At 33.2% G+C, this 24,754-nt stretch carries 27 protein-coding genes; 14 read left to right on the top strand and 13 right to left on the bottom strand.

The window, feature by feature from the left end:
- A partial coding sequence (locus AB8B52_RS14760) for an SIR2 family NAD-dependent protein deacylase (protein ID WP_406029460.1) occupies positions 1-546 on the top strand: 546 nt, incomplete at its 5' end.
- 76 nt (positions 547-622) lie between these two features.
- Here AB8B52_RS14760 and AB8B52_RS14755 read toward each other — a convergent pair.
- Positions 623-823 (bottom strand): helix-turn-helix transcriptional regulator, encoded by a 201-nt coding sequence (locus tag AB8B52_RS14755; protein WP_406029459.1) that lies wholly within the window; start codon positions 821-823, stop codon positions 623-625.
- Positions 823-1,272: a hypothetical protein gene (locus AB8B52_RS14750; RefSeq protein WP_406029458.1), complete on the bottom strand. Its 450-nt coding sequence runs from the start codon at positions 1,270-1,272 to the stop codon at positions 823-825. The genes AB8B52_RS14755 and AB8B52_RS14750 overlap by 1 nt, the downstream gene beginning before the upstream one ends.
- Positions 1,273-1,448: 176 nt before the next feature.
- Here AB8B52_RS14750 and AB8B52_RS14745 point away from each other — a divergent pair, with 176 nt between their 5' ends.
- The 4 genes from AB8B52_RS14745 (at position 1,449) to AB8B52_RS14730 (ending at position 5,471) form a co-directional block, all read left to right on the top strand.
- A complete protein-coding gene (locus AB8B52_RS14745) occupies positions 1,449-1,958 on the top strand; it encodes a hypothetical protein (protein WP_406029457.1) in 510 nt (169 codons plus the stop codon).
- A 313-nt stretch (positions 1,959-2,271) separates the two neighbouring features.
- The gene (locus AB8B52_RS14740; RefSeq protein WP_406029456.1) at positions 2,272-2,724 is read left to right on the top strand and encodes a DUF1569 domain-containing protein; all 453 of its coding nucleotides are present in this window, start codon (positions 2,272-2,274) and stop codon (positions 2,722-2,724) included.
- A 153-nt stretch (positions 2,725-2,877) separates the two neighbouring features.
- A complete protein-coding gene (locus AB8B52_RS14735) occupies positions 2,878-4,989 on the top strand; it encodes a cache domain-containing protein (protein ID WP_406029455.1) in 2,112 nt (703 codons plus the stop codon).
- 197 nt (positions 4,990-5,186) lie between these two features.
- A complete protein-coding gene (locus tag AB8B52_RS14730) occupies positions 5,187-5,471 on the top strand; it encodes a hypothetical protein (RefSeq protein ID WP_406029454.1) in 285 nt (94 codons plus the stop codon).
- A gap of 3 nt (positions 5,472-5,474) precedes the next feature.
- On the opposite strand, the gene AB8B52_RS14725 is transcribed toward AB8B52_RS14730, so the two are convergent.
- From AB8B52_RS14725 to AB8B52_RS14715, 3 genes are all read right to left on the bottom strand, one after another.
- Positions 5,475-6,086 carry a trimeric intracellular cation channel family protein gene (locus tag AB8B52_RS14725; protein WP_406029453.1) on the bottom strand — a complete coding sequence of 204 codons (612 nt, stop codon included), beginning with the start codon at positions 6,084-6,086 and terminating at the stop codon, positions 5,475-5,477.
- A gap of 140 nt (positions 6,087-6,226) precedes the next feature.
- On the bottom strand, positions 6,227-6,766 hold the full coding sequence (locus AB8B52_RS14720) for a hypothetical protein (RefSeq protein ID WP_406029452.1): 540 nt from the start codon (positions 6,764-6,766) through the stop codon (positions 6,227-6,229).
- A gap of 176 nt (positions 6,767-6,942) precedes the next feature.
- Positions 6,943-7,659 (bottom strand): RDD family protein, encoded by a 717-nt coding sequence (locus AB8B52_RS14715; RefSeq protein ID WP_406029451.1) that lies wholly within the window; start codon positions 7,657-7,659, stop codon positions 6,943-6,945.
- A 35-nt stretch (positions 7,660-7,694) separates the two neighbouring features.
- Here AB8B52_RS14715 and AB8B52_RS14710 point away from each other — a divergent pair, with 35 nt between their 5' ends.
- The 7 genes from AB8B52_RS14710 to AB8B52_RS14680 all read left to right on the top strand — a co-directional run bounded on the left by AB8B52_RS14710 (position 7,695) and on the right by AB8B52_RS14680 (position 14,664).
- Positions 7,695-8,705 (top strand): stage II sporulation protein M, encoded by a 1,011-nt coding sequence (locus tag AB8B52_RS14710; protein ID WP_406029450.1) that lies wholly within the window; start codon positions 7,695-7,697, stop codon positions 8,703-8,705.
- A gap of 4 nt (positions 8,706-8,709) precedes the next feature.
- On the top strand, positions 8,710-9,597 hold the full coding sequence (locus AB8B52_RS14705) for a hypothetical protein (RefSeq protein WP_406029449.1): 888 nt from the start codon (positions 8,710-8,712) through the stop codon (positions 9,595-9,597).
- Positions 9,598-10,332 (top strand): DUF4129 domain-containing protein, encoded by a 735-nt coding sequence (locus AB8B52_RS14700; protein ID WP_406029448.1) that lies wholly within the window; start codon positions 9,598-9,600, stop codon positions 10,330-10,332. It begins immediately after the preceding gene.
- Entirely contained in the window at positions 10,329-11,555 is a 1,227-nt protein-coding gene (locus tag AB8B52_RS14695; RefSeq protein ID WP_406029447.1) for a DUF4350 domain-containing protein, read from the top strand. Before AB8B52_RS14700 ends, AB8B52_RS14695 begins: the two co-directional genes overlap by 4 nt.
- Complete coding sequence (locus AB8B52_RS14690) at positions 11,534-12,532, top strand: AAA family ATPase (RefSeq protein WP_406029446.1); 999 nt, start codon at positions 11,534-11,536, stop codon at positions 12,530-12,532. The genes AB8B52_RS14695 and AB8B52_RS14690 overlap by 22 nt, the downstream gene beginning before the upstream one ends.
- Before the next feature lie 58 nt (positions 12,533-12,590).
- On the top strand, positions 12,591-13,922 hold the full coding sequence (locus tag AB8B52_RS14685) for a DUF58 domain-containing protein (RefSeq protein ID WP_406029445.1): 1,332 nt from the start codon (positions 12,591-12,593) through the stop codon (positions 13,920-13,922).
- A gap of 325 nt (positions 13,923-14,247) precedes the next feature.
- Positions 14,248-14,664 (top strand): DUF2141 domain-containing protein, encoded by a 417-nt coding sequence (locus tag AB8B52_RS14680; protein ID WP_406029444.1) that lies wholly within the window; start codon positions 14,248-14,250, stop codon positions 14,662-14,664.
- 79 nt (positions 14,665-14,743) lie between these two features.
- On the opposite strand, the gene AB8B52_RS14675 is transcribed toward AB8B52_RS14680, so the two are convergent.
- The 3 genes from AB8B52_RS14675 to AB8B52_RS14665 all read right to left on the bottom strand — a co-directional run bounded on the left by AB8B52_RS14675 (position 14,744) and on the right by AB8B52_RS14665 (position 18,665).
- The gene (locus tag AB8B52_RS14675) at positions 14,744-17,044 is read right to left on the bottom strand and encodes a TonB-dependent receptor domain-containing protein (RefSeq protein ID WP_406029442.1); all 2,301 of its coding nucleotides are present in this window, start codon (positions 17,042-17,044) and stop codon (positions 14,744-14,746) included.
- 2 nt (positions 17,045-17,046) lie between these two features.
- A complete protein-coding gene (locus AB8B52_RS14670) occupies positions 17,047-17,979 on the bottom strand; it encodes a FecR family protein (protein WP_406029440.1) in 933 nt (310 codons plus the stop codon).
- A 173-nt stretch (positions 17,980-18,152) separates the two neighbouring features.
- Positions 18,153-18,665, bottom strand: a complete 513-nt coding sequence (locus AB8B52_RS14665; protein ID WP_406029438.1) for an RNA polymerase sigma factor — start codon at positions 18,663-18,665, stop codon at positions 18,153-18,155.
- A 137-nt stretch (positions 18,666-18,802) separates the two neighbouring features.
- On the opposite strand from AB8B52_RS14665, the gene AB8B52_RS14660 reads away from it, so the two are divergent.
- A complete protein-coding gene (locus AB8B52_RS14660; protein ID WP_406029436.1) occupies positions 18,803-20,146 on the top strand; it encodes a hypothetical protein in 1,344 nt (447 codons plus the stop codon).
- A 177-nt stretch (positions 20,147-20,323) separates the two neighbouring features.
- Here the strand turns inward: AB8B52_RS14660 and AB8B52_RS14655 are convergent, their stop codons facing one another.
- Entirely contained in the window at positions 20,324-20,803 is a 480-nt protein-coding gene (locus AB8B52_RS14655; RefSeq protein ID WP_406029434.1) for a Dps family protein, read from the bottom strand.
- A 101-nt stretch (positions 20,804-20,904) separates the two neighbouring features.
- Between AB8B52_RS14655 and AB8B52_RS14650 the strand changes: the two genes are divergently transcribed.
- Positions 20,905-21,843, top strand: a complete 939-nt coding sequence (locus tag AB8B52_RS14650; protein ID WP_406029432.1) for a LysR substrate-binding domain-containing protein — start codon at positions 20,905-20,907, stop codon at positions 21,841-21,843.
- Between the two features lie 92 nt (positions 21,844-21,935).
- Here the strand turns inward: AB8B52_RS14650 and AB8B52_RS14645 are convergent, their stop codons facing one another.
- The 4 genes from AB8B52_RS14645 to AB8B52_RS14630 all read right to left on the bottom strand — a co-directional run bounded on the left by AB8B52_RS14645 (position 21,936) and on the right by AB8B52_RS14630 (position 24,414).
- A complete protein-coding gene (locus tag AB8B52_RS14645; protein ID WP_406029430.1) occupies positions 21,936-22,133 on the bottom strand; it encodes a hypothetical protein in 198 nt (65 codons plus the stop codon).
- Positions 22,134-22,361: 228 nt separating this feature from the next.
- Positions 22,362-23,186, bottom strand: coding sequence for a TIGR00266 family protein (locus AB8B52_RS14640; RefSeq protein WP_406029427.1), 825 nt, complete (start codon positions 23,184-23,186; stop codon positions 22,362-22,364).
- Between the two features lie 207 nt (positions 23,187-23,393).
- Positions 23,394-24,128, bottom strand: coding sequence for a hypothetical protein (locus tag AB8B52_RS14635; RefSeq protein WP_406029425.1), 735 nt, complete (start codon positions 24,126-24,128; stop codon positions 23,394-23,396).
- A gap of 139 nt (positions 24,129-24,267) precedes the next feature.
- Positions 24,268-24,414, bottom strand: coding sequence for a hypothetical protein (locus AB8B52_RS14630; RefSeq protein ID WP_406029461.1), 147 nt, complete (start codon positions 24,412-24,414; stop codon positions 24,268-24,270).
- Positions 24,415-24,754 lie beyond the last annotated feature (340 nt).

Below are 24,754 nucleotides of genomic sequence, written 5' to 3'. Positions count from 1 at the left end.
CGCAATCCGGAATTGGTACTGAATTTTTATAATGAACGTCGACGTCAATTAAAAGACGTTGCACCTAACTCAGCACATCAAGTTTTAGCGACTTTAGAAAATGATTATAAAGTTACCATTATTACGCAAAATGTAGATGATTTACACGAACGTGCTGGCAGTACTGATGTGGTGCATTTACATGGCGAATTGCTGAAAATTAGAAGTACAGGAGACGCGAATACTGTTAAGGTTTGGAAAGACGATATTCACCTTGGTGATCTTTGCGACGATGGCTATCAATTAAGACCTCATATTGTTTGGTTTGGTGAAGATGTGCCTGAAATAGAAACCGCGATTAAAATTTGCTATGCAGCCGATATTTTAGTTATTATCGGTACAAGTATGCAAGTTTATCCAGCAGCGAGTTTAATTGATTATGTACAACCAGACACTTCAATGTATTATATAGACCCGAAACCAGCAATAAGTGGTAATAATAGATTAACTGTTATTGCCAAGTCTGCTACTGAAGGCATGGTAGACTTATTAAATCATTTGGAATGAATTACTTTTTATAGATGAGAGTCTGGTTTTCATATTCTGAAAATATATTAGATTACTTTAGAATTTCACTTCGAAATTAATCATCAGCGCTCAATTTAAAAAAATCATTAACTGGTTTATTAAATAAAGACGATAGCTTTAAAGCTAAGACTGTTGATGGCACATAACGATTTGCCTCAATGGAATTGATAGTTTGCCTTGATACTCCTATTTTTTTTGCCAAATCACCTTGTGTTAAACTTAAAATAGCACGTTCTACTTTTATAGTATTTTCCATTATCCTAAACGCTTTAAGGTGTGGTACATCATTAATTGTATCATTAGCATAAATAATAATACCTGAAAATCTCCTAAATCTTTAAACGCTTCTCCACCAGAATGTACTGCATTAGAAACACCAAACTCTACGTAAGGCATCACCAAAGCGTAAATAACGCCTATTACAAAAGCAATGGCATAAGATTGTGCTCTGAGGCTCACCGTCATTTCATCCTCTATCTTTTCTTTAGAAAGTGACATGATTAGCATGCCTATTAACATGGTCTTCTGTAACAACAACTTTAACCACTGCGTTGGCTCTTCCATTATAAAGGCACGAACAAACATCATGGCAATAGATACTAAAACTATTGCTATACCAAACGCCATAAATTGATGTGGTAATCTAAATTTCATAATTTTTTGAAGCTTATTACGCTCGCAATTCATAATTTTTCCTGAATCCATAATTGACAAATTTATTTTATATTAAGTACATAATACTTTACTATATGACAAATATACTTTACATATTTGGAATATGCAAATTCTATTTCAAAATTGAATTTTAAACAAAATCAAAATTATTTCAGGACTTTCTTAAAATCAGTTGTTCTATAATAAACAAGATAAAACCAATAATTATGAAAAAATCAGCAGTATTAATAATAGTAGCACTAGTAGCTTTATCATTTACAAATTGTGAAAAGGACGATTTGGACCAACAGCAGCCTGAGGCAGAAGCAAAAGCCGTAGTAGGTACATGGCAATTGTATAAAGACGAACAGTTAGAGTCTATTATAGATGAATGGACAGGAACTGAATGGACCTATGTAGATCAGTGGTTTCAGAACACCAGAGAAGATTCTGTTATTATTCTCGACTTTAACGATGATGGTACATTTGTAGACCGTTATGCAGACGTTGTAACCGCTGCTGGTACTTGGGGAGTTCTTGACGATGGTCGTTATTATTTCGATTTTAATCAAGATAACATCGATACAAATGAAAATTTTGCAGGACGACGTTACATCACTGTACATTGCGAAAACACCTTCTCTCAAGTTACTGAAGGTAACGACAGAAGCATCAACTATTATAAGAAAATGGATACTACGGAATGTGCAGACCAAATCAACTACATGGTTCAATAAACACAAGTTGATATAAAAAATAAGAAAAAGAAAAATTAGTTAGTAATAGCGGATTGAGGTAAAACTTAATTCGCTATTTTTTTTATGCTACTCATCTCACATTTAATTCACTTTAATTAAATAAAACCTGTGGTTTGTAAATATTAAAAAATGGGAAAAAGAAATTATTCTCCCAAATGAAACGCTGCTTTAATAATGACGTATTGGCAAACTTAATCAATAATTAAATTTGATTTCTGCAGACATTTACTAAATTCGTAACAGAAGGTGCCATCAATGTTTCTAAAAAAACACCCTATACATAGTTTACAACATGAAAAACATATTCGATAAAACAGTAACAGAAGAACTCATTAACCGTATCCACCAACTCGATACTAATGCTGCACCAAAATGGGGAAAGATGTCCGTTGGACAAATGTTAGCGCACTGCTGCGTCACTTATGAATTTATTTACGACAACACACACCCTAAACCAAAAGGCTTAAAGAAATGGATGCTAAAAACTTTTGTCAAAAAAATAGTCACCAATGAAAAGCCTTATAAAAAGAATGGACGCACAGCGCCAGAATTTATAATGACCAGTGCAAAAGCGTTTGAAACAGAAAAAGAGCGATTAACAAAATTTCTATTGAAAACACAGGCATTAGGTGGCAGTCATTTTGATCAAAAAGAAAGTCATTCCTTTGGTAAATTAAATCGCAACGAATGGAATAATATGTTCTACAAACATTTGGATCACCATTTAAATCAGTTTGGAGTCTAAATAATATGCCTATACTTTATATCTTGTAACGAAAACGACTCTGAGTTTGTGAGAACGACTATAATCTAGTTTTTCAACAAAATAAGTTTAAGGAAGGCAGCAATTAATAAGGCGCCATGCAGCAACTCAGCACATCCATTTTGTGATCTAATTATGGTAAAAAAAATACTTTATGTAATTGCTTTAGGCCTTTTTATAGCAGTAGCATATCATGCCTTTGAATTATATAGCTTTACCAAGGAAAGTAATGCTATTGTGAAGCAAAAAGGATTGGCAACCATGACATCTCTGAAAAATCAGGTTGATACGATTCTGACTCAAATTGTAAACGAAGGCACAAATTTAGCCGAAGACTTTGGCTCGCATAATTATTCCGAAGAACACATTGATGAAATTCTTAAATCGTCTTCTTTAAAGATTCCTGCATTACAAGGAATTACAGCATGTTATGAACCCTATGCTTTTTCTAACGACACTAAACTCTACTGTCCTTATTACAACAAGGGAACAGACAGCACCATTGAAGTCGGTGAAAGTTATGATTATTCAGACGCAACTATAGATGGCACATCTTGGTATACAGATGTTAGAGACAACGGTGCCAAATGGGTAGAACCGTACTATGCCAAAGCTGCAAAAGATTGGTATATAGATTATGGCATTCCGTTTTACTACAAGTCTGGACCAAAGAAAGGGCAAGTAAAAGGAACGATAACCATGAGTTTTGTAACGAGTGGATTTAAAAACCTCATCCTTTCGCTGAGCTTAGGAAAAACAGGCTATGGCATCATCACTTCTAATAAAGGCACCTATTTATCACATCCTGTTAATGAATATATTGGTACGACTAATCTAAAAACCATAAGCGACTCTACCGATAATAACACTTTAAAATCTGCTTATAACGGCTTATTAAATGGTAATTCGGGTCATGTAGAATTCCTAGCCGCTAATGAAGAAGATACAGAACTGTTATTTTATGATAAAATACCTTCTAGTGGTTGGGGCATTGGTTTGTCATTCTCTAAAAACGAATTATTAGGAAATACATCCTCCATAAACCATCGCTATATAAAGCTAGCTTTATTTGTATCTGCTTTTCTGCTAATGATTATTGCTATCTATTTTAATAAAGATTATTTGGATCGTCAAGAAATTTGGCAACTAAGTTTCTTAGCTACTATTTTATTAATTTCTAATATTATCCTCATTGGCCATTTAGAACATAATGGCAATCGGAGAATACATACAGACGAGAGTCCTGCACTCTCAGACTTGTCAAGTTTAGGCAGTTTTGTTAACCAACAACAAACACGAAGAGACCAACTAAAATTACCACCTCAAATTAGTATACCAACCGGACTTTTTATTGAACGGATGGCTTTTGAAAACAGCTACAACATCAATATTTCTGGTACTATTTGGCAAAAATACCCCTTAGATTTAGTCGATAAAATTGAAGAAGGCTTCCGCTTGCCGCAGACGTCACCTTTTGCTGAAGCCTCATTTATTGAAGAGATTTATCGAAAAGAAATAACAGAGGTTTCAAACAGAGAAGATTATCTGTTAATTGGCTGGGATGTTCGAGTTACATTGCAACAATACTTAAATTATGAAAATTTCCCGTTTGACAAACGGCATATTAACATTGAAATCGTTCCTATTAATAATGAAGACAATTTAATATTTACACCAGACTTAGCCAGTTATGAATTTACCAATCCCACAAAAAAACCTGGTCTCAATGAAAACGTGAAAGTTTCTGGAAATAATATTATGAAAAGTTACTTTAACTATTCTATAGAATCTTACGATACTGATTTTGGGTTTGGATCTAAAACCCTCTTTGAAGACGTCCCAGTACTGCATTATAATATAGAATTGCGTCGAATTTTATTGAATACGTTTGTAACCTATCTCATTCCCATATTTGTAGTTTTAATAATGATGTTTATATTGGTTATTGCTTGCGGAAAAACTAATGAGCGACAAGGTATTATTGAAGGCATGGCTGCATTTTTCTTTGTATTGATTTTTTCTCATATAGATATGCGTAAAGAAATTATTACAGCAGATTTAATCTATATGGAATACTTCTATTTTGTAACCTATATTATGATTATCCTTGCCACGTGGAATCTCATTACTTACGCAAAAAGCAAAGCACTTATTTTTGATTACAATGAAAACCAACTTTTTAAAGCTGCCTATTTTCCTGTGTTTTTTCTCTGTATTTTAATGATTACCTTAATGAAGTTTTATTGATTGATTTTAAAAATAATCAGAATAAACTTTCTGTTTGAATTTGGATAACATCGGAAATTGCTACCATCAGAAAAGCGATAGTGAAATCTAAGGATACATATTCCAAGTTCATTAGTTTATAAATTTCAGTGGGAATTTATTCTAGATATATTTTACTTAATTTCGTGCATCGTGTTAATCCTTTTAAAATAGTCATTATGAAACCTAATTTATCTAAAGTAAAATCCGAAATAGAAAAATTAGCCCTCGAAGCTAATGTTACAGAATTACAAATTGTAGACCAACTCAACGACTTCTTCTTCAATAAGAAAGTGAATGAGAATCTTAAACTTTACAAGAAAGGAAAGAAAAAAGTCAGTGATATTACCAAAGATTTAAAGATATCACCTCGTAAATTTTATGCCATTTTAGAGAAGAAAAAAATTCAGCATAAAAAATATAATAAAACAGGCAGCTCAGAGACCTCGGAAACTAACCAATAGCACCTACTCCACTTTTTTGTACAAACTTGGTAAACTAATTTTAAAACGTACAGCCACTAAACGGACCAGAATTACCACCAAGCCAGCAATGACAAACAAATAGTTTTTCTCTTCTAAAAACTCTAAAAGTAAAAAATAAGTGAGGCCACCTAAGATGCAAGCGGTTGCATAAATTTCTTTTCTGAAAATTACAGGAATCTCATTACACAAAATATCTCTAATCACTCCACCAAAGCAAGCTGTCATAGTGCCTAAGGCAATGCAAATCAATGGGTGTAAATCTGCAATAATTCCCGTTTCAACACCTACAACGGTATAAAGTGCAATGCCTATAGTATCAAATAAAAATAGTGACTTTCTGAGGTAATTGATTCGTTTTTTAAATACAACCGCAAACGTCGCAGAACCAATGATAACGTAGACGAAGGTCATGTTTTTCATCCAAGAAACGGGTTCAATACCAATCATAACGTCACGTAAGGTGCCACCACCAACGGCTGTTACAAAGGCAATGATGAGTACTCCAAAAGGATCCATACGCTTATTCATGGCGACCAAAGCCCCTGAAATAGCAAAAGCTATGGTTCCTAAAATATCTACGATTAAAAAAAACATAAGCTCTTGATGCTATTAAAAATTATATCTCTATTGTACCTTCTAGTTAAAGTATAGCCTTGATTAAACGCTACCTAACTGAATACTATTTAAATGGTCATTAGTTTAAAATTAAACTGTAATTACAAATGTATTTGTTGTTATTGATTGCACTTTCTGTTATAAAAATCAATGACATCATAAACATGTCGCCTTTTTATTATTCTTTTTCTAATCTTATTCATTAATAAAGAACAGTCTTCAAAAAATACTAAGTGACGCTTTTTAATTTTTGTACCCAACCTAAAAAAATTATTGTCTATTTCTAAGAAATAAATTATAATACTTCCGCCCATATGAGTAAATACGCCATTTGCATCAATTACAGGAGGATTTGAGCGTTCCTGAGAATACAAATTATAGTTACCTATAGCAATCAATTCATACAATTTTAGCCCAGCGTTTTCTTCATTTTTATATCTAAAATAGCCACTATTTGTATCATAGCCAGTTATATCTTCATAATTATAAGTAAATTTCTCAGACTCCTCATTCTTTTTAAATTTTATCCCTCCAAAAAATCCTTTTTTAATTAATCCATCTTTAGTCTGTCCATCTTTAAAATATACTGTTCCATGTTCGTATTGGGCATTAACAGAAAAGAAAAATAGTAATCCTACAAGCGTTAGTAATACTTTCATTTATTTATCAGTTTTGTTTTAAGGAACTATGATTCTCGCTTTTGTCAAACTTGGTTCTCTATGATACGTCGTTTTGCTCTGCAAATTACTTTCGGCAAAATATATTTTACCTCAGCAATGCTCAGCATAAGCGATTCACGCACTTTTTTTAGAAAAAGAAAAAAGTGGTTCTCTGCTTACATGTTTTGAGTGTAATAATTATAATCCTTAATCACTTTTGCGACAAAATCAATTGGTTTTTCTTCCGTCTCAATAGCCAATACCTTTAACAAACGTACATGCAAATTTAAAATAATATTATGGTTGCCTTTTCTAACCGCATCATCATATAAATTCTTAATGGTTTGCATATCACTATCATTTAATACCGTTACCTGACTGTAAGTTGGCACGTAATCCGTAGCAATATCTTTAATGAGTGTATCTTCAATTGTCAATAATTCTTTCTCACTTATCACAGTCGTGCCTGCGGCAATATCGCCTATACGCTGTCCATTTCCTTTTAATAATATAGTTACGGCAGCGGCTCCACCAGAGGTTAAAGCGACGTCAATTAATCTTAAAATCCAGCGCACAAAATAGTTTGCAAAACTGGGCTTAGAACCATCGAGTTTTACAACTTTAGTTTTCATTAGCATTTTACCAACCGTTTTCCCATTAAAAAAGGTTTCTAATAAAACATAGTACAAAAACGCTGGTAATGAGAGTAGTAAATAAATTGCCCAAGAGTCTCCTGGTTCTAAATCTAAAGCTATTAAAAGTAATATGGCAGATATCGTATAAAACAGAATTACGGCACTATCAATGAGGTAACCAAACATTCGGTCGGCAATACTAGCCACATTTTGATTTATCCCTACATTTTGAGCAGTTTCTATTTGAAATTCATCCATATTTTCTTTTCTTTGGAAGTCTAAAAGGGATTATAATGCGCGAGGCAGCTTTTGTAAAGCAAAATAAAGACAAATGGTTAGAATTTGAAAACATTCTTACAAATAAAACACAGATCGATCCCGATTTATTATCTGACCTATACATAGAAGTTACCGACCATTTAAGCTACGCAAAAACCTTTTATACCAATAGCAACACGGAACGCTACCTTAATCAATTAGCTTCAAAAGCACATCAAAGCATTTATAAAACTAAAAAAGAACCTAAAAACAGATTGATTTCTTTTTTTAAGACGGAATTCCCAACACTATTTTATCAACATCATCGCGAATTACTCATTGCATTTTTGGTTTTTGCCTTATTTGTATTTGTAGGCGCCTACTCAACAGCAACAGATAGCGATTTTGTAAGATCCTTTGGTCTTAATGATGCTTACGTCAATATGACCTTAGAGAATATAGAAAAAGGAGACCCAATGGCTGTTTACAAAAAGCAAGGGGAATTTAATATGTTTTTAGGCATCACCTTAAATAATATAAAAGTGGCTCTTTTTGCGTTTGGTTATGGCATTTTACTAGGTATTGGATCTTTATTTATTATGATGCAAAATGGCATTATGCTCGGTGGCTTTCAATACTTTTTCTACGAACAAGGTTTACTTTGGGAGTCGGCACGTACCATATGGATTCATGGTACTATTGAAATTTCGGTAATTATCATAGCAGGTTGTGCTGGCTTAGTTATGGGAAATGGTATGCTTTTTACTGGTACATTACCGAGACTAGAAGCTTTTAAGCGTGGAGTCATTAATGGCTTAAAGATTTTAATGAGTACCATTCCATTTTTTATTATCGCTGGTTTTTTAGAAGGCTTCGTTACCAGACATACCGAAATGCCAGACTGGCTTGCCATATTAATCATAGGAAGCTCTTTAGCACTCATTTTATTTTATTATGTCATTTATCCTATTCAACTCAATAAAAAATTAAAACAAGACCTCAAACAAAAAAACACAATAACACTAACACAACTTCTTACCAACTAAAAACATGAACAAAACCTTTATAGAATTTAGAAAGCAACGCGATTTTAGCAGTATCTTAAGTGATACTTTTGGTTTTATTAGAAACGAATTTAAGCCATTCATCAAAACTATATTTAATGTTGCAGGACCTGCGATTGTTATTTTTATGCTCTCACTGGCTGCTTACAATTATGTGATTGGTGATATCTCTAATTTTACCTCGTTTGGCAACTCTAGTTTTGGCACCTCAAATATCTTAGTTATTATCGTTGCTGTCGTCGTTTACTTAATTTCAGCAATTACAGCTTACATTCTAACCGTTTCAACAGCCTTATTCTATATTAAGTCTTATGTCGATAACAAGGGGGTTGTGGATGAATCTGAAGTAAAAGCGAACGTTTATAAAGCCTTTTGGTCCTTTTTTGGATTGAGCTTTTTAAAAGGGATTACCGTAGGGTTTGCCGCTGCACTTTGTATTTTTCCTGTGTTTTATGCCATGGTACCAATGGCCATTGTGTTTAGTATTTTTGTTTTTGAGCCGAAACGCTCTTGGTCAGATGCGTATAGTCAAAGTTTTACTATGGTTAATATCGATTTTTGGACGGCCTTCGGATCCTTTTTCGTGCTAGGTATCATTTATTATCTTTTAGGTTTGGTGTTTTCTATTCCAACAGTAATTTATACTTTAATTAGTACTGGTATTTTTTCTGGTGAGATAGATCCTTCAAACTTAAGCAGCTTTTCAGCAGATCCTGTTATTATCGTTTTAAATGTGCTCAATACCTTCTTTCAATTTGTATTAAACCTCATTTTAGTGGTTGGTGGAGCCGTTATTTATTTCCATTTGCATGAAAAAACCAACTTTACTGGTACTTACGATCGTATTAACGAAATTGGTAAAATAGAAGACTAAATGCTCACATACAAAGGGTTTCTTTTTTGTTTTTTTATGGTGCAACTTGCGTTTGCGCAACAAAATGAGCAACCTGTAAAGTTTGATGATACAAGAATTGAAAAACAAGATATTTCAGAATCTGATTTAGAGACCTATAAATCTGATAAGGATTTTAACTATGAAGAAGTTATTGCAGAAGATAATTTCTTAGACAAAATAGAACGATGGCTGCGTAACTTTCTTACCAAATTTTGGGAATCTATCTTTGGCGTTGGCACAGCTACTGGCTTATTGTACTTTATATTTACAATACTACCCTACCTTTTGCTCGCTATTTTAATCTTTTTGCTCATTCGGTTTTTCTTAAAAGTGAATTCGAATAACTTAATTACAAAAGCAAAAAAAGAAGGGTCCATATCTTTTACCGAAGAAGAACAGATTATAAAAAACGAAGATATACCAGCTTTAATCAAAGACGCCATTCAGCAGAAAAATTACAGATTAGCCATTCGTTATTATTACCTTTTATCCTTGAAGCAGCTTACAGAAAATAATAGTATTTCTTGGCAACCTCAAAAAACAAATGAAGATTATATCAAGGAAATAGATAAAGAACATTTAAGACTAGATTTTAAAAATATCACTAAAATCTATGATTATGTATGGTATGGTGAGTTTAGTGTTGATGCTGTAAAGTTTGAAACCTTAAGACTACCATTCGAAAATTTAAATAAAACAATTACAAAGCCTTGAGCAAAAAAGGAAAATTATATATCATACTTGTCGCCATTGCCATTCTGGGAATTGTTGCTGCAGAAATGACAAAACCAAAACAACTGAATTGGTTTCCGTCGTATGCCACGCATCATAAAATTCCGTTTGGCTCTTATGTGTTTCATGAGCAACTCAAACGTTTGGCTGATACGGTGACTATCGTTGAGCGTCCGCCTTTTGAGTATTTAAAAAATAATACCATTGAAGGTACGTATCTTTTTTATAATGGAGGTATTGAATTCGGTAAAGAAGAAATCAATAGTTTACTCGATTGGGTGTCTCGTGGCAATACACTGATTATTTCTGCTGTTGGTTTTGAAGAACACCTCTTAGATACTTTAAATTTAGATACCAAATCTGTGAGCATCACGGAGAACTTTAATAATGAATACCAAGTCAATTTGGTAAATCCGGCATTAGACAACAAACGTTCTTATAAATACGAAAGACCCACCACCTTCTATCACTTTGATGAAATTGACACCTTACAAACCGCAGTTGTAGGCTTAATTGACAGCTACAGAGGCGAGAATATGCCGATTAAAGATTCCTTAGTCAATAGTATTAGACAACCCTTTGGTGCAGGACATATTATGCTCAGTACCTTTCCGCAAGCGTTTAGTAATTACTTTATGTTACAATCACCAAATCAGAATTATTCGGCTGGACTACTATCCTATATCGATACCAGTAAACCGATTTATGTCGATACCTATTATAAAACAGGAAAGACCTATTACACCTCACCAATGTATTTGTTTTTAAATACCAAATCTTTAAAATGGGCGTATTATATGGTACTTATTGGTGCATTTATTTATATTCTTTTTGAAGGCAAACGGAAACAACGTGCTATTCCTATTGTAAAACCCTTAAAAAATCAAACGGTAGATTTCACCCGAACCATTGCCAACATGTATTATGAAAACGGAAAACATAAAGATATTGCACAACATAAAATTCATCATTTTTTAGAATACATAAGAAACACCTTGCATCTTTCAACGTCTGAAATAAATACCAGCTTCATTAAAAATTTAGCTGCTAGAAGTAACAATACGATTGAAGAGACAGAAACCTTATTTAAACTTATTGAACGTTTGAGTCAAAAATCTGAACTAAACGCTATAGAATTAGAACGGTTAAACACCTTAATAGAACAATTTAAATCCCATAATCAATGGAAGAAGACAACATCATAAACGACGACCTCAATTTTGATAACAGAATACAACTCGACGACTTAAAAAATGCTGTAGATAGCATTAAAGCTGAATTGCGAAAGGTCATCATCGGACAAGATAATTTTGTAGAATTACTAATTGTAGCCTTACTAGCGGATGGCCATGTGCTTATAGAAGGCGTGCCAGGTATTGCTAAAACAGTCACAGCCAAACTATTTGCAAAGGTGTTGAAAACGGATTTTAGCCGAATTCAATTCACACCAGATTTAATGCCAAGTGATGTTTTGGGTACGTCTATTTTAAACATGAAGTCTTCGGAATTTGAATTTAAAAAAGGCCCTATTTTCTCTAACATTGTTTTAATTGACGAAATCAATAGAGCACCTGCAAAAACGCAAGCGGCTTTATTTGAAACTATGGAAGAGCGCCAAGCCACCATTGATGGCACTACGTATCCTTTTGAAAATCCGTTTATGGTTTTAGCCACACAAAACCCGATTGAACAAGAAGGAACATATGCCTTACCAGAAGCGCAATTAGACCGTTTTATCTTCAAAATTAAAGTGGATTATCCGTCTTTAGAAGATGAAATTAAAATTATCGCTTCACATCACGAGCGCAAAGGAGAAAAACCACAAACACGCATTAATGCTATTTTAGATACAGCATCACTTGAAGATTATAAGCGTAAGACACAAGCGATTGTTGTTGAAGAAAAAATAATTAAATACATCGCAGAAGTGGTGTCTAAAACTCGAAATCATCCGCATTTATATTTGGGTGGTTCTCCAAGGGCTTCTATTGCTATTTTGAATACAGCTAAAGCTTTTGCTGCCATTAATGGACGCGATTTTGTAACTCCAGAGGATGTGAAAAAATCACTAAATCCGGTTTTAAATCATCGTATCATTTTAACACCAGAACGTGAAATGGAAGGCATGACGACAGAGAACGTTATTGAAATGATTGTACAATCTGTGGAGGTTCCGAGGTAGTAAGTAGTAAGAAGTTGGAAGTTGGAAGTAAGCAGTAAGCAGTAAGCAGTAAGCAAATATGAAATTTATTAAATCATTATACATTCATAAACAGTTCTATATTTATATAGCTGTGGCTGCTGTATGCTTTTTGTTGTCGTATTGGTTTCCTGTATTGTTTTCTGTTGCAACAATAATGAGCATCTTTATTTTGGTGGTTTTCTTTATCGATTTACTGCTACTCTACCAACCAAAAAACGCACTTAAGGCACGTCGTATTTTACCAGAAAAATTTTCTAATAGTGATCATAATCCTGTACCAATAACCATTACTAACAACTACAGTTTTAAAACCTATTTAGATGTTATTGACGAATTGCCTATACAATTCCAAAAACGTGATTTTATATATCAAACAGCTTTAAACCCGACTCAAAATCATGAATTTGAATATTTAGTGCGACCTGTAGATCGTGGTGAATACTATTTTGGTCATCTTAACATATTTGTGTCTTCGGTTTTAAAAATCATCAAACGCAAATATCAATTTCAGAACCAGCAAATGGTGATGGTCTATCCTTCTATTATACAAATGCAGAAGTACGATTTTTTGGCCATTAGTAATGCACTGACTGAAATAGGCTTAAAAAAAATAAGACGTATAGGTAATACTTCAGAATTTGAACAAATTAAAGAATACGTTAATGGTGATGATTTTAGAACCGTAAACTGGAAGGCAACCGCCAAACGCGGTGAATTAATGGTGAATCAGTTTCAGGATGAAAAATCGCAACCTATTTATTCTATTATAGATACTGGTAGAATTATGAAAATGCCTTTTAACGGCTTAAAACTTTTAGATTACGCCATCAATTCTACCTTGGCATTTAGTAATGTCGCGTTAAAGAAACATGATAAAGTTGGGATGTTATCCTTCTCAAAAAAGATTGAAACCTTTTTACCAGCCATTCAAAAACTCACTTATCTTAATCGGATTCTAGAAACCTTATACAATATAGACACGCAATTTACGGATAGCGACTTTGGTTTACTCTACGCACAATTAAAACGAAAAGTAACACATCGTAGCCTCCTTCTACTCTATACCAATTTTGAACACATCAGTGGTTTAAAACGACAAATGCCCTACCTACAAGCCATTTCTAAAAAACACATGTTGGTTGTGGTCTTGTTTGAAAACACAGAACTCGATACCATTATCAGTGAAAACGCTGAAGATTTACAGTCGATTTACCATAAAACCATTGCTGAGAAATTTGCTTTTGAAAAGCGTCTGATGGTTAAAGAACTTCAAAAACACGGCATTCAGTCCATATTAACGGCACCCGAAAACTTGACGATTAATACGATTAATAAGTATTTGGAGATTAAAGCGAGAGGGCTTTTGTAGAGAGGTCTTAGTCTCAGTTTTCAGTCACAGTCTCAGTTTTCAGTCTCAGTTACATATGTGGTTCAATTAAAAATGCGTATTAAGTTAAACGCTTGGTGCTTCATGCTTCATGCTTCATAGTCCTTTTCACTTTTCACTTTTTACTTTTTACTTTTTACTTTACACGTTTTACTTAATACTAAAGACTTTCATCTTAAAACCACAATTCATCCTAAAAAAATAACAGGTCAGTACATCCAATTATTTTAACCGAAGCTTTTGTGAGATATTTGAATCATCAATAAAAACGAACAGTATTTCAACTAACTATTAAAACAATTTTATTATGAAAAATTTATTCTTAACATTCGCATTAGTTTTAACTTCATTATTTAGCTTTTCTCAAGACACTGGTGTTACTATAACTGTAACCATAGACAATGTGAAAAGTGACGACGGAAACGTTAAAATGTCATTACACACCGCAGATACTTTTATGAAAGGAAAAGGTCTTGATAACGGCATGTCCGAAATAAAAGACGAAAAAATAACCATCACTTTTGAAAACGTGGCAGCAGGCGAATATGCTATTATTGCTTTCCATGACGAAAATAATAATGGTACAATGGATTTTAGAGAAAACGGAATGCCACTAGAATCTTACGGTATGTCTAACAACGTTATGTCTTTTGGACCACCACAATATGGTGATGCTAAATTTACCGTTGCAGATAAAGATCTAGAATTAAATATTCGTTTCTAAAGAGAAACGACATCAATCAAAACTATAACATCAAAAGGCCATTAAGAAATTAATTGCTTTTGCTTTTGCCGAACTTAAATTACCAATACACTCTAAACATAACATTAGGTGTAATGCCTAAGGCATAACGTTCGATCAACTCAATAGGATCGTTAAGACTGTTATTACCACGATACTCACGACTGATTAAGTTGCGTCTGTTGTAGATATTTCTTATAGACAGTCCTACTTTACCTCTCAAATTAGTCTCCTTTGAGAACTTAAAATTATAGGTTGATGACACATCTAGCCGATGATAATTTGGTAATTCGCCAGTATTGATGCCATTATTAAAAGCTAAATCGCCTGCGTTTTGGTCGGCAACCGTAAACGGTTTACCAGTTTGCCATCTCCAACCTAGAGCAAATTGAAATTCATTCAGTTGATAACTAAGTGCAGAAGATATGGCATGTGTTACGTTAGACTTAGAGTTAAAATCTCTGTTGTTATTAAGGTTTTCAAAATTACTTTTAGAGCGGTTAAAAGAATAGCTCAACCACGTATTAAAGTTATTAAAGCGTTTTTTTACAAAAGCATCCACACCAAAAATGCGCTGTTTTCCGATATTAAAATTATTACTCGTTGGATTCAAAAACCCAAGCGATAAAGCTGTTATATTTTTTAGTCTTTTGTAATAAGCATCAATATCAATACTGAATCCTTTTTTACTGTAAATAAATCCTGCTGAGAATTGGTGACTATTAATAATAGGAAAACCATTACCATTTGCTAATCGCCATACTCTATTTTCTAAGGATAAGTCGCTCAAAATAGTTTCATCAATCTCGCTAATAATCTGATTCTTAATTTCGGCTGTTGCTTGAAATTTCAAATTTTTCACAATTGATTTAAATAATTGTAATCTTGGCTCTAGCCTTACAGCATCTAATTCTTTAAAGTAATTAGCACGCAATCCTAAGGAAATGTCAAACAGTTTTGAATTGGTATAATTATAGGTCCCAAAGACACTATGCGTTTGTACTGTGCTATCTTCATTATCTAATACAAACACTAAATTTGTAGTATTTAAAAAGGCATACGACACATCTTTTAAAGTGAATTGATACCCAAAGTTAAAATCGCTTACTTCCGAAGCATTAATATTTAATTCAGTAGAAACACCAGAATCGAAAATGGTATTTCGCTTTTCAAAATCTGAAATTTGGGTTTCGTTTTCAGTCGTAATAAAATTATAATTCAAACTATAATCTGAGAAAAAAGCTGTTGTGTTTTGAGAGATTTTATCGCTCCAATTCACGTTCCAGCCAAAACCATAACCCAAATTACTGGTGACTAGCTGATCGTTGAAACGTCTGCTGGTTTCCGACTCGTCAACCGTATAATTAAGTTGGTTATCAATTGAAATAAAACTAGCGAATAAGCTGTGATGCTTGTTGGGTTTAAAATTCAATTTAAGATTATAATCTAAGAATGAAAAATCATTATTATCATTTTCTAAGTCTTGAATTTTTGTACTTTCAAATACTTTATCAGCCAATTGACTAAAAGTAAAAGTTTCAAATGCATCGATATAACTGCGTCTAAAAGAAGCCTGAAATCCTAATTTATTTTTAATAATCGGAATTTCTAAAAGTGCATCTCCACTAATTCCATTAAAGCCTATTTCGGCTTTAGTTTCATTAGTAATCGCAGTGCGCGAAGTGATATCTATAACGCTAGATAAACGCTCACCATATCTCGCATTTGCACCTTTATTAATAAATTTTATATCTGATGTGGCGTTTGGATTTAGTGGAGAAATCATTCCAAAAAGATGGCCTTTATGATAGATATTAATACCATCCCAAATCAATCGGTTTTGATCGGATGCACCTCCACGAACAAAAAAGCTAGTTGCTGTTTCATTAGGACTTAACACACCAGGTAATAACTGAATACTTTCTAAAACATCGGGCTCGGTAAGACCTGGCAAAATACCCAATTTTGAAGGTGAAATTTTATACGCTCCATCACCTGTTTTCTCAATACCTTGGGTTAGGTAACTCCGTACAATTACTTTTTCTAAAGTATTAAGATGCACCGATTCTTCAGCAGATGCCTTAATTATAATATAACGGTTATTTAAAATTTTAAACTGAAGCGATGTACGTTCTTTAATGACTTCTAAAAGTTCTAAAAGCGTGTATTTTTGTCCTTGTATGGATAGCGTCTTATTGCTGATAAGTTCCTCTTTATAAGAGAATAAAACATCATACGTATCTTCTACAGTAGTTAATGCATCGGCTAAGGGAACTTTATTAAACACAATGTAAAAAGCCTCTTCCTGAGAAAAGGCTAGTAATGGCAGTAACATTAAAACAAAGGTATAGATTAACCTCATCTTTAATACCTAAGTTTAATGTTACGATTTTCTTTTTCAGAATACTTTATATCGAGGGACTCAAAAACAGTTTTTAAAGCCACATTGAGGTTATTGTGTGGAAAACTACTTGTGACTATTATTGCAGTATCTATGCCTTCTGCATTACATGTGATATTGTAGGTGGCTTCTAATTCAGAAATCACATACCTCAGTGGTACACTTTTAAAGGTACTTTCACCAGCGATCCATGTTGGTTTTATAAGCTGCGTTATTGAAGCCTCAGGCGAATTGCCATTAATTTTTCTAACCTGTTGTGTTGGTAATAATACATGTTCAGAACTTAAGGTTTTTACGCTCACCTTTCCTTCGTAACAAACCACATCAAAGAAATCGTTGGTGGATTTTACATTAAATTCTGTACCTAAAACCCTTACAGAGCCGTTCGACGTTTTAACGGTAAATGTGTTTCCCTTTTCAACTTTAAAATAGGCCTCACCTTCTAAAGTGAGTTCGCGATTATTTTCCCAATCGTCCTTATTGTACGTGATTTTAGACTTCGAATTAAGAATTACCTCAGATCCATCTAAAAGTGCTATCGTTTTGTGGTCACCAAAACCCGTTTCTATGGTTACCGTATCATTTCCGAAAATTGAAAACAATCCAAAAAGTAACACGATGGATGCTGCAATACCAATCGTCCAATTTCTGTACAACGGACGTACATTAGTTTGCTTTTTATTATTCTTGTTAGTAATACGTTGCTGTATCTTAGCAAAACTAGCATCGATTGGCGCGTCTAATTGTTTATGCACCTCCAAGCCTCTTTTTAGCTTTTGATACGCTTTAAAGTCCACATCGTTTACTAAGTTTTTCAACTCAGCATCACTGATGTCGCCTTCTAGCCATTGTGCTAAAAACGTCTCTTTATCGGTATTTAAATTTTGATTTTTCATGTGTTACATAATTAAGACAACTTACTATTTAAATACCCTACTTTTTTATCGATTAAAGAAAGGTATCGTTTTGAACACCCATTTATAAAAATTCAAAATCTTACTACCTAAGCGCTTCGACTGTCCTTATATTAAAGCTTTAGCAACACGCGTGCGCTCAGCTTAACATTAAATTAAACATTTCCTATTTCGGTTCTCATCACTAATAACGCTTGGTGCATGCGCTTTTCTACCGCTTTGACTGAGATATTTAATAACTCCGCAATCTCTTTATATTTTTTCTTTTCAATTCTATTTAATAAAAACACTTCCTTTTGTTTTTCAGGCAAGGAGGCTATGGTTTTTTCAAGTTTGTCCATAAACTCTTTTTCGAGCATTACAAATTCTGGTGATTCATTAGTATCATGCTTTTGATGCTGCTGATTGTATTTATGAATCACTTTCTCATGCTTCTTTTCATTCAAAAACATATTATTGGCAATCGTATAAATGTAGCTTTTTACTTTATCATAATCTACTTTGCTACAATTATCCCAAAGTTTAATAAACGCATCTTGCAATAAATCTTCTGCGTTCGCCATATCCTGAGTTTTAAAAAACAAAAAGCGCCTGATGTCTTTAGCATAAGTTGTGTATATGAACTCGAAAGTTTTTGAATCACAAATATTACGACTATTTTTAGACATTGAGCAGTTTTAATATGAAGCGCCAAAGCTATGAAAAAAATAATTTGAGAAAAAAGTAGGGTTTTTAAAATGTGTGTTGTCTTAGTATTGATTAACCTCAATAACACAAATTTTAACCTTTTTAATTTAAACAAAACATGAAAACATTTAAACTAGCCTTTTTTAGCCTTGCGATGTTCCTTTTGGTATTTACATCGTGTACTAATAACGAATCTGTAATTGAGGAGCCTCAAACTACGGAAGAAAGTGAAGCGATTACAACAACACTTTTTCAATTAAGATCTCAATTTAATGACGACGGAAACGTATCTGAATCAGATAACCCAGCAGGAAACATTGTTTTTGATTTCTGTTTCGATTTTGTTTATCCATTAAATTTATCTTATAACAATGGAGCTACCGTAACTGTAGAAGATCTTGATGGACTTATAGACATCATGTTCAGTTCTACAGAAGATTTATATGTTAACGGTATTGCGTTTCCTTTTAACGTAGAAACGTTTAATGATGCTACAAATGCTATTGAAGTGGTCACTATTAATGATGAAGACGCGTTTATTTCATTATTAGAAAGTTGCGATTTTAATGATTTTGAAGTTTGTGATTGCACAGAAGAGTACGATCCTGTTTGTGTTGAAATTTCTGATCCTAATGGTCAAACTTTTATGGTAACGTACCCTAACGCATGCTACGCAGCTTGTGATGGTTTTACTGAAAATGATTTTTCTGAAAACTGTGAGCAAGATTATTACTCTGGTGGATTAGGTTTTGAATGTTTTACACTCAATTATCCGTTATCGGTAATTGTGGATAATGACACGGTTGTAGTAGATTCTGACGAGGCTTTAGGTACATTACTTTACGACGTTTACAATTTTGATTTTGTATATCCATTTACCATCACTTTAGAAAATGACGATGTTGTAACCATAAATGATGTTCAAGATTTTGAAACCGTACTTGCGGATTGTTTTGGCGCTATTGGTGGAAATGACTGCATAGAATGTGAAAATGCACCTGCAGAACCAGTTTGTATTGAATTTACCGACGCAGCAGGAAATACTGTAGTTACAGTTTTCCCTAACTTATGCTTTGCAGAATGCGCAGGTTTTACCGCTGACGATGTGGTAGATTGCGACGACACAACCAATCCTACTGCTTGTTCTCAAGAAGACATCGCAGCACTTTTGGTAGAGTGTCAATGGATTGCTACATCAAGCCTAAACCCAAATAACAATCCTGGTAGATTCACTTTTAACGCAGATGTCTCCGTTTCTGTTTTAATAGAAGGGAACACCATAACAGGTACTTGGGATTTATCGAGCAACCCAGCTACTGGTGAAGTATTTATGTTTATCAATTTACCAGCACCTTATGAAGCTGTTTCAAATTTAGATTGGACTGTAGTCACTTGTAATGAAGATTTTATAGGATTAGAATCAAATAATGAGTTCTTAGGGTTTGAACGCGAATGTGACTAATAAAATTTTTGATAAATCAACTTGTTAGTAATTTGATTTTAAGCGAAACCCCTTCGGAAATATCTGAAGGGGTTTTTTATTATGTATTAGCTCAGCTAAAACCGTTTCATTTTATCTACGCTTGTTAGTTAAACTCACATTTTATTTCACATCATAAGTCGTCTATGACGTCGAAGTTTAAACCGTCTCACCCAACCAAGCTTTCATCATCCAAACTGTTTTTTCTTGTTCGGTAATAAAATCGCTCATCATGGAATTGGTACCTTCATCATTAGCTTCGTCAGATGTATTTAAAATACGTCGTTCAATTTTTAAGAGCTCCGTAAGGGATTCTACAATGAGTTGTACGGCCTTTTCGTCTTCAGAAATATTTTTACCAACAGGAACTTTTGCTGCTTTGGTGTAATCATCAAACGTGTGCAATGGTGTTGCACCAAGCGTTAAAATACGTTCTGCAATTTCATCTACTTTTAGGTTGGCATCTGTATATAATTCTTCGAACTTAACGTACAAATCAAAAAAAGCACGACCTTTAATATTCCAATGAATTCCTCTTAAATTCTGATAATACAACTGAAAATTGGCTAATAATTGGTTTAAATCTTCTGCTAATCCTTTTGTTTTTTCGGTATCTAAACCGATGCTATTTAGTGTCATAATCCTTTATGTTTTGAATTTTAAATTTAGTGTAGAATTAACCTTTTCCTGCATAGTTTTTATGAATAGTTTTAATACTTTTATAGCCTAAATTAATCGCGATGACCATTACACAACTCAAATATGCTTTAGCCATAGCAGAACATAAGAATTTTACCAAGGCTGCAGAAAAATGTTTTGTAACACAACCTACCTTAAGTACGCAGATTCAAAAATTGGAAGATGAATTAGATATTATCATTTTTGATCGCGGTAAAAAACCTATTGAATTAACTGAAGTCGGTAGAAAAATTGTGTATCAGGCTAGAAATATTGTGAATGAAGCGGATCGGATTCAAGATATTGTCGATCAGCAAAAAGGCTTTATTGGTGGTGAATTTCGTTTGGGTATTATTCCAACCGTAATGCCCACCTTATTACCGATGTTTTTGAAGAATTTCATTAAAAAGTATCCAAAGGTCAAACTAAAGATTGAAGAGTTAACGACTGATGAGATATTAATGCGTCTTAGTGATGGACACTTAGATGCTGCCATTGCTTCCACTCCTTTAGAAAGTGATACGATTAAAGAGCGCGTTTTATACTACGAACCGTTTGTGGCTTACATCCCTGAAAATCATCGATTAAAAGATAAAAAAACGATTGAAGTTTCGGATCTCAATATAGAAGACATGCTACTCTTAGAGGATGGTCATTGTTTTAGAGATGGAGTTATTAATCTCTGTAAAACCTTTAAAGATCAGGATGATGAACATTTTCAGTTGGAAAGTGGCAGTATCGAAACGTTAATAAAATTATCTAATGAAGGTATGGGAATGACACTTCTACCCTATTTACATACTTTAGATATTAAAGACCATATGAATTCTAATCTCAGACATTTTAAGGAACCGTCGCCTGCAAGAGAAGTGAGTATTATTTATCATAAAAGTGAATTAAAAATGCAGATTATTAATGCTATGCATGATGTGATCTCGGGAATTATAAGGGGAGCGATAGCGTTTCAGAATGTGGAAATTATTAGTCCTAAAGCTAAGTGAGTTATGGGTTATTAGTTATTAGTTATTAGTTAAATTGACTGAATATTTAAATAAAAAAACGTCCCGAAAATTAAAATTTTCGGGACGTTTTTTTATGCTTTTAAATGCACTAAACATTGATTTAAGTCTGGGTTTTGATGGATGAGGGACTGAATAAAAACTCTTAAGTCTTCAAGTTCGTGAGGCAGTAATCGTCTTACTGCTTTTTGCACTTCCTTGCAGAATAATGTTGTATCAAAACTCACTTTGTTTAGCACTGTTTTTGTGTACTCGTACATCTCTCGCGCCATAGGTAATTTTTGGTTTTAGGTTTAACAAAAGTAGCTTTCTATCTATACGCTTTATTTTAATTACCTTTAAAGGTAGCCAAAATTTGAGACAAATTTCAAAATATTTGAAAGTTTAACAGCATATTATGTTAATAATTACGATTTAGAAGTTGAATACTACAACATAAACAATACGTTTTTGAACACAATAACCTACTGAATATATGATACTTACGTAAAATTAAATATTTAAAATCGATTATCACCATCTAACAAATCACCTAAGCCTCCAAGAATACTGCCTTCACCTTTAGATTTTCCACCTCTTGGTACTGAAGCCAACACACGACTTGCCAATCTACTAAACGGTAGCGATTGTATATAGACTTTTCCAGGTCCTTGGAGTTTTGCAAAGAATAAACCTTCACCGCCAAAAATAGAATTTTTAATACCACCTATAAATTCAATATCATAATCGACGGTTTGCGTAAAACCAATAATACAACCTGTATCTACTCTTAACGTTTCGCCTGCTGCCAAGGTTTTTACTGCTGTGGTTCCGCCTGCATGGACAAATGCCATTCCATCGCCTTCGAGCTTTTGCATAATAAAGCCTTCACCACCAAAAAGTCCACGTCCTAATTTTTTAGAAAACTCAATACCAACGCTAACGCCTTTTGCTGCACAAAGAAAAGCGTCTTTCTGGCAAATAAACTTACCACCATACTCATTTAAGTCAATAGGAATGATTTTTCCTGGATACGGAGAGGCAAAAGACACATTACGTTTACCTGTGAGATTATTATAAAAAGCCGTCATAAATAAACTTTCTCCTGTAAGGATCCGCTTTCCTGCTCCCAATATTTTTCCTAAGAAACCCGTATCTTTTTGAGAACCATCGCCAAAAATAGTATCCATTTTAATACCATCGTCCATCATCATAAAACTTCCCGATTCTGCAATGACTCCTTCTTGTGGATCTAATTCTATTTCTACGTATTGCATTTCTTCTCCGTAGATGCGGTAATCTATTTCGTGGGCATTTCTATTTGTAAAATCTGGTAGTTGTTCCATTGTTTTATTAGTTTTAGATCTGCACCGAAATTAAAGTACAGTTGTGTTGATTCCTCTATAAGTTGTAAAGTTTTGTGATTTGTTACATGTAAAGGACAATTGAATGGTTTTTGTGTGTTTCGTTTTGTTGTTGAGTAACTTATTTCGCAAGAATTTTTACAATTCGGTGAAGACCGAGTAATTAATTATAAACGGTGTAAGCAAAAGTTATTTGTCCATATCTTGAAATTCTTTTCTTGCTACATGGTTCTCAACCAGACTGAACTCTGGCTTTCCGACAAAAACACCTAAACCTACAGAGCATCTAACAAAATATTCTTGTCCCTTTTTAACATCAATAACTATTGAATCTCGAGATTCAATTTTAGCCCAAAATTTATGTTTTCCAAAATCAACAATTTTAACTTCATATTTTTTCCCATTTCTAACTCTGCAAACAACAGAATCATTGTCCATTCTAATTTTATATCCTAAGAGTGAGCCTGTAACCATTTTTGGCCGATAAAAATAAATTTTTGAGAATTCCGAATTTGAAGGTAAAGAGGATTTGTTTTTATTTAACCGTTCTTCAATAAATGGTAAAAGTAATTTAGAATCTAAATTTCTAAATATTTTAGCTTTAAGTCTGTAGCATGTGCTTCCCCATTTTTGAGGTTCTATAATTTCTATTACTTGTATAATATTTCCTCCTAGCTTTTTAGCCTCTATTTTTGCCTCATTGATTATTTTTTCGTAACCACAATCAGTAGTAAATCCAGAGTCTCCAACTTTTAATTCACCAATATAGTTTGAGTTTTCTGGTACTTCACTTTCATTGATGACTAGTACATCTATATTATCATCTAGTTTTTTATAATCAGAGTTACTGATTGTTGTTCGGATTTTAGGAGAACAATTACAAATGAATAATATGGCTATCAGTAAGTATAATCTCTTATTCATAATTTTTGCCGACGTGTTATTGTTTGGTTAATCGCATAGTTAAGCACCTAATTTAGCAAATAAATTACAGATAAAATATTTCGCAGCAATGTTTGAAAGTTGACATTGATCGCGCAATTAATTTGACACAGTGTTGTGCTTAGTGCTTTTTTAATATTTCGATTAATTTTGTATTTACATATACTTTTTCTCTTCCAATTTTCTTAGAAGTGAGAAGTCCAATTTTCTCCAAACTGTTTAAGTATCTAGATGCTGCTTTTCTTTCGACATTTAGTTTTTGAACTATAATCTTTCTTCTTTAATTCAACTAAGGATTTTGAGGATTTACTTAATTGTCTAAGTATTTTTAATGTTTCTACCTTCTCTCACTTTGGTGGTAATTTATCAAGGCTTTTTATATGGTGCATTTTGTCTCACGTATATGTTATATGTACTAAAAATTCAAAATAAAGGACATATGTTGTAGTTAAGCGATTTTTTCTCGCATGTCTCGTCCTAAAATACGTCTACAGATTATTGATTAAAATTAAGCTGCATTTTGGTGCACGTTATTAGGTATTTTATAGTTTAAAGATAAATGTAATCTTTTAGAGTTATATAATTTGATTGCATTTTTGGTTGCTTTT

Origin of the sequence: Winogradskyella sp., assembly GCF_045105575.1 — a bacterium.
Classification (GTDB): domain Bacteria; phylum Bacteroidota; class Bacteroidia; order Flavobacteriales; family Flavobacteriaceae; genus Winogradskyella.
This window is presented reverse-complemented; position numbering and strand designations above follow the sequence as displayed.

Coding starts and splice junctions, on each gene's coding strand:
- AB8B52_RS14755 (WP_406029459.1), bottom strand. CDS start 823: ATGGAAAATACTATAAAAGTAGAACGTGCTATTTTAAGTTTAACACAA.
- AB8B52_RS14750 (WP_406029458.1), bottom strand. CDS start 1,272: ATGGATTCAGGAAAAATTATGAATTGCGAGCGTAATAAGCTTCAAAAA.
- AB8B52_RS14745 (WP_406029457.1), top strand. CDS start 1,449: ATGAAAAAATCAGCAGTATTAATAATAGTAGCACTAGTAGCTTTATCA.
- AB8B52_RS14740 (WP_406029456.1), top strand. CDS start 2,272: ATGAAAAACATATTCGATAAAACAGTAACAGAAGAACTCATTAACCGT.
- AB8B52_RS14735 (WP_406029455.1), top strand. CDS start 2,878: ATGGTAAAAAAAATACTTTATGTAATTGCTTTAGGCCTTTTTATAGCA.
- AB8B52_RS14730 (WP_406029454.1), top strand. CDS start 5,187: ATGAAACCTAATTTATCTAAAGTAAAATCCGAAATAGAAAAATTAGCC.
- AB8B52_RS14725 (WP_406029453.1), bottom strand. CDS start 6,086: ATGTTTTTTTTAATCGTAGATATTTTAGGAACCATAGCTTTTGCTATT.
- AB8B52_RS14720 (WP_406029452.1), bottom strand. CDS start 6,766: ATGAAAGTATTACTAACGCTTGTAGGATTACTATTTTTCTTTTCTGTT.
- AB8B52_RS14715 (WP_406029451.1), bottom strand. CDS start 7,659: ATGGATGAATTTCAAATAGAAACTGCTCAAAATGTAGGGATAAATCAA.
- AB8B52_RS14710 (WP_406029450.1), top strand. CDS start 7,695: ATGCGCGAGGCAGCTTTTGTAAAGCAAAATAAAGACAAATGGTTAGAA.
- AB8B52_RS14705 (WP_406029449.1), top strand. CDS start 8,710: ATGAACAAAACCTTTATAGAATTTAGAAAGCAACGCGATTTTAGCAGT.
- AB8B52_RS14700 (WP_406029448.1), top strand. CDS start 9,598: ATGCTCACATACAAAGGGTTTCTTTTTTGTTTTTTTATGGTGCAACTT.
- AB8B52_RS14690 (WP_406029446.1), top strand. CDS start 11,534: ATGGAAGAAGACAACATCATAAACGACGACCTCAATTTTGATAACAGA.
- AB8B52_RS14685 (WP_406029445.1), top strand. CDS start 12,591: ATGAAATTTATTAAATCATTATACATTCATAAACAGTTCTATATTTAT.
- AB8B52_RS14680 (WP_406029444.1), top strand. CDS start 14,248: ATGAAAAATTTATTCTTAACATTCGCATTAGTTTTAACTTCATTATTT.
- AB8B52_RS14675 (WP_406029442.1), bottom strand. CDS start 17,044: ATGAGGTTAATCTATACCTTTGTTTTAATGTTACTGCCATTACTAGCC.
- AB8B52_RS14670 (WP_406029440.1), bottom strand. CDS start 17,979: ATGAAAAATCAAAATTTAAATACCGATAAAGAGACGTTTTTAGCACAA.
- AB8B52_RS14665 (WP_406029438.1), bottom strand. CDS start 18,665: ATGTCTAAAAATAGTCGTAATATTTGTGATTCAAAAACTTTCGAGTTC.
- AB8B52_RS14660 (WP_406029436.1), top strand. CDS start 18,803: ATGAAAACATTTAAACTAGCCTTTTTTAGCCTTGCGATGTTCCTTTTG.
- AB8B52_RS14655 (WP_406029434.1), bottom strand. CDS start 20,803: ATGACACTAAATAGCATCGGTTTAGATACCGAAAAAACAAAAGGATTA.
- AB8B52_RS14650 (WP_406029432.1), top strand. CDS start 20,905: ATGACCATTACACAACTCAAATATGCTTTAGCCATAGCAGAACATAAG.
- AB8B52_RS14645 (WP_406029430.1), bottom strand. CDS start 22,133: ATGGCGCGAGAGATGTACGAGTACACAAAAACAGTGCTAAACAAAGTG.
- AB8B52_RS14640 (WP_406029427.1), bottom strand. CDS start 23,186: ATGGAACAACTACCAGATTTTACAAATAGAAATGCCCACGAAATAGAT.
- AB8B52_RS14635 (WP_406029425.1), bottom strand. CDS start 24,128: ATGAATAAGAGATTATACTTACTGATAGCCATATTATTCATTTGTAAT.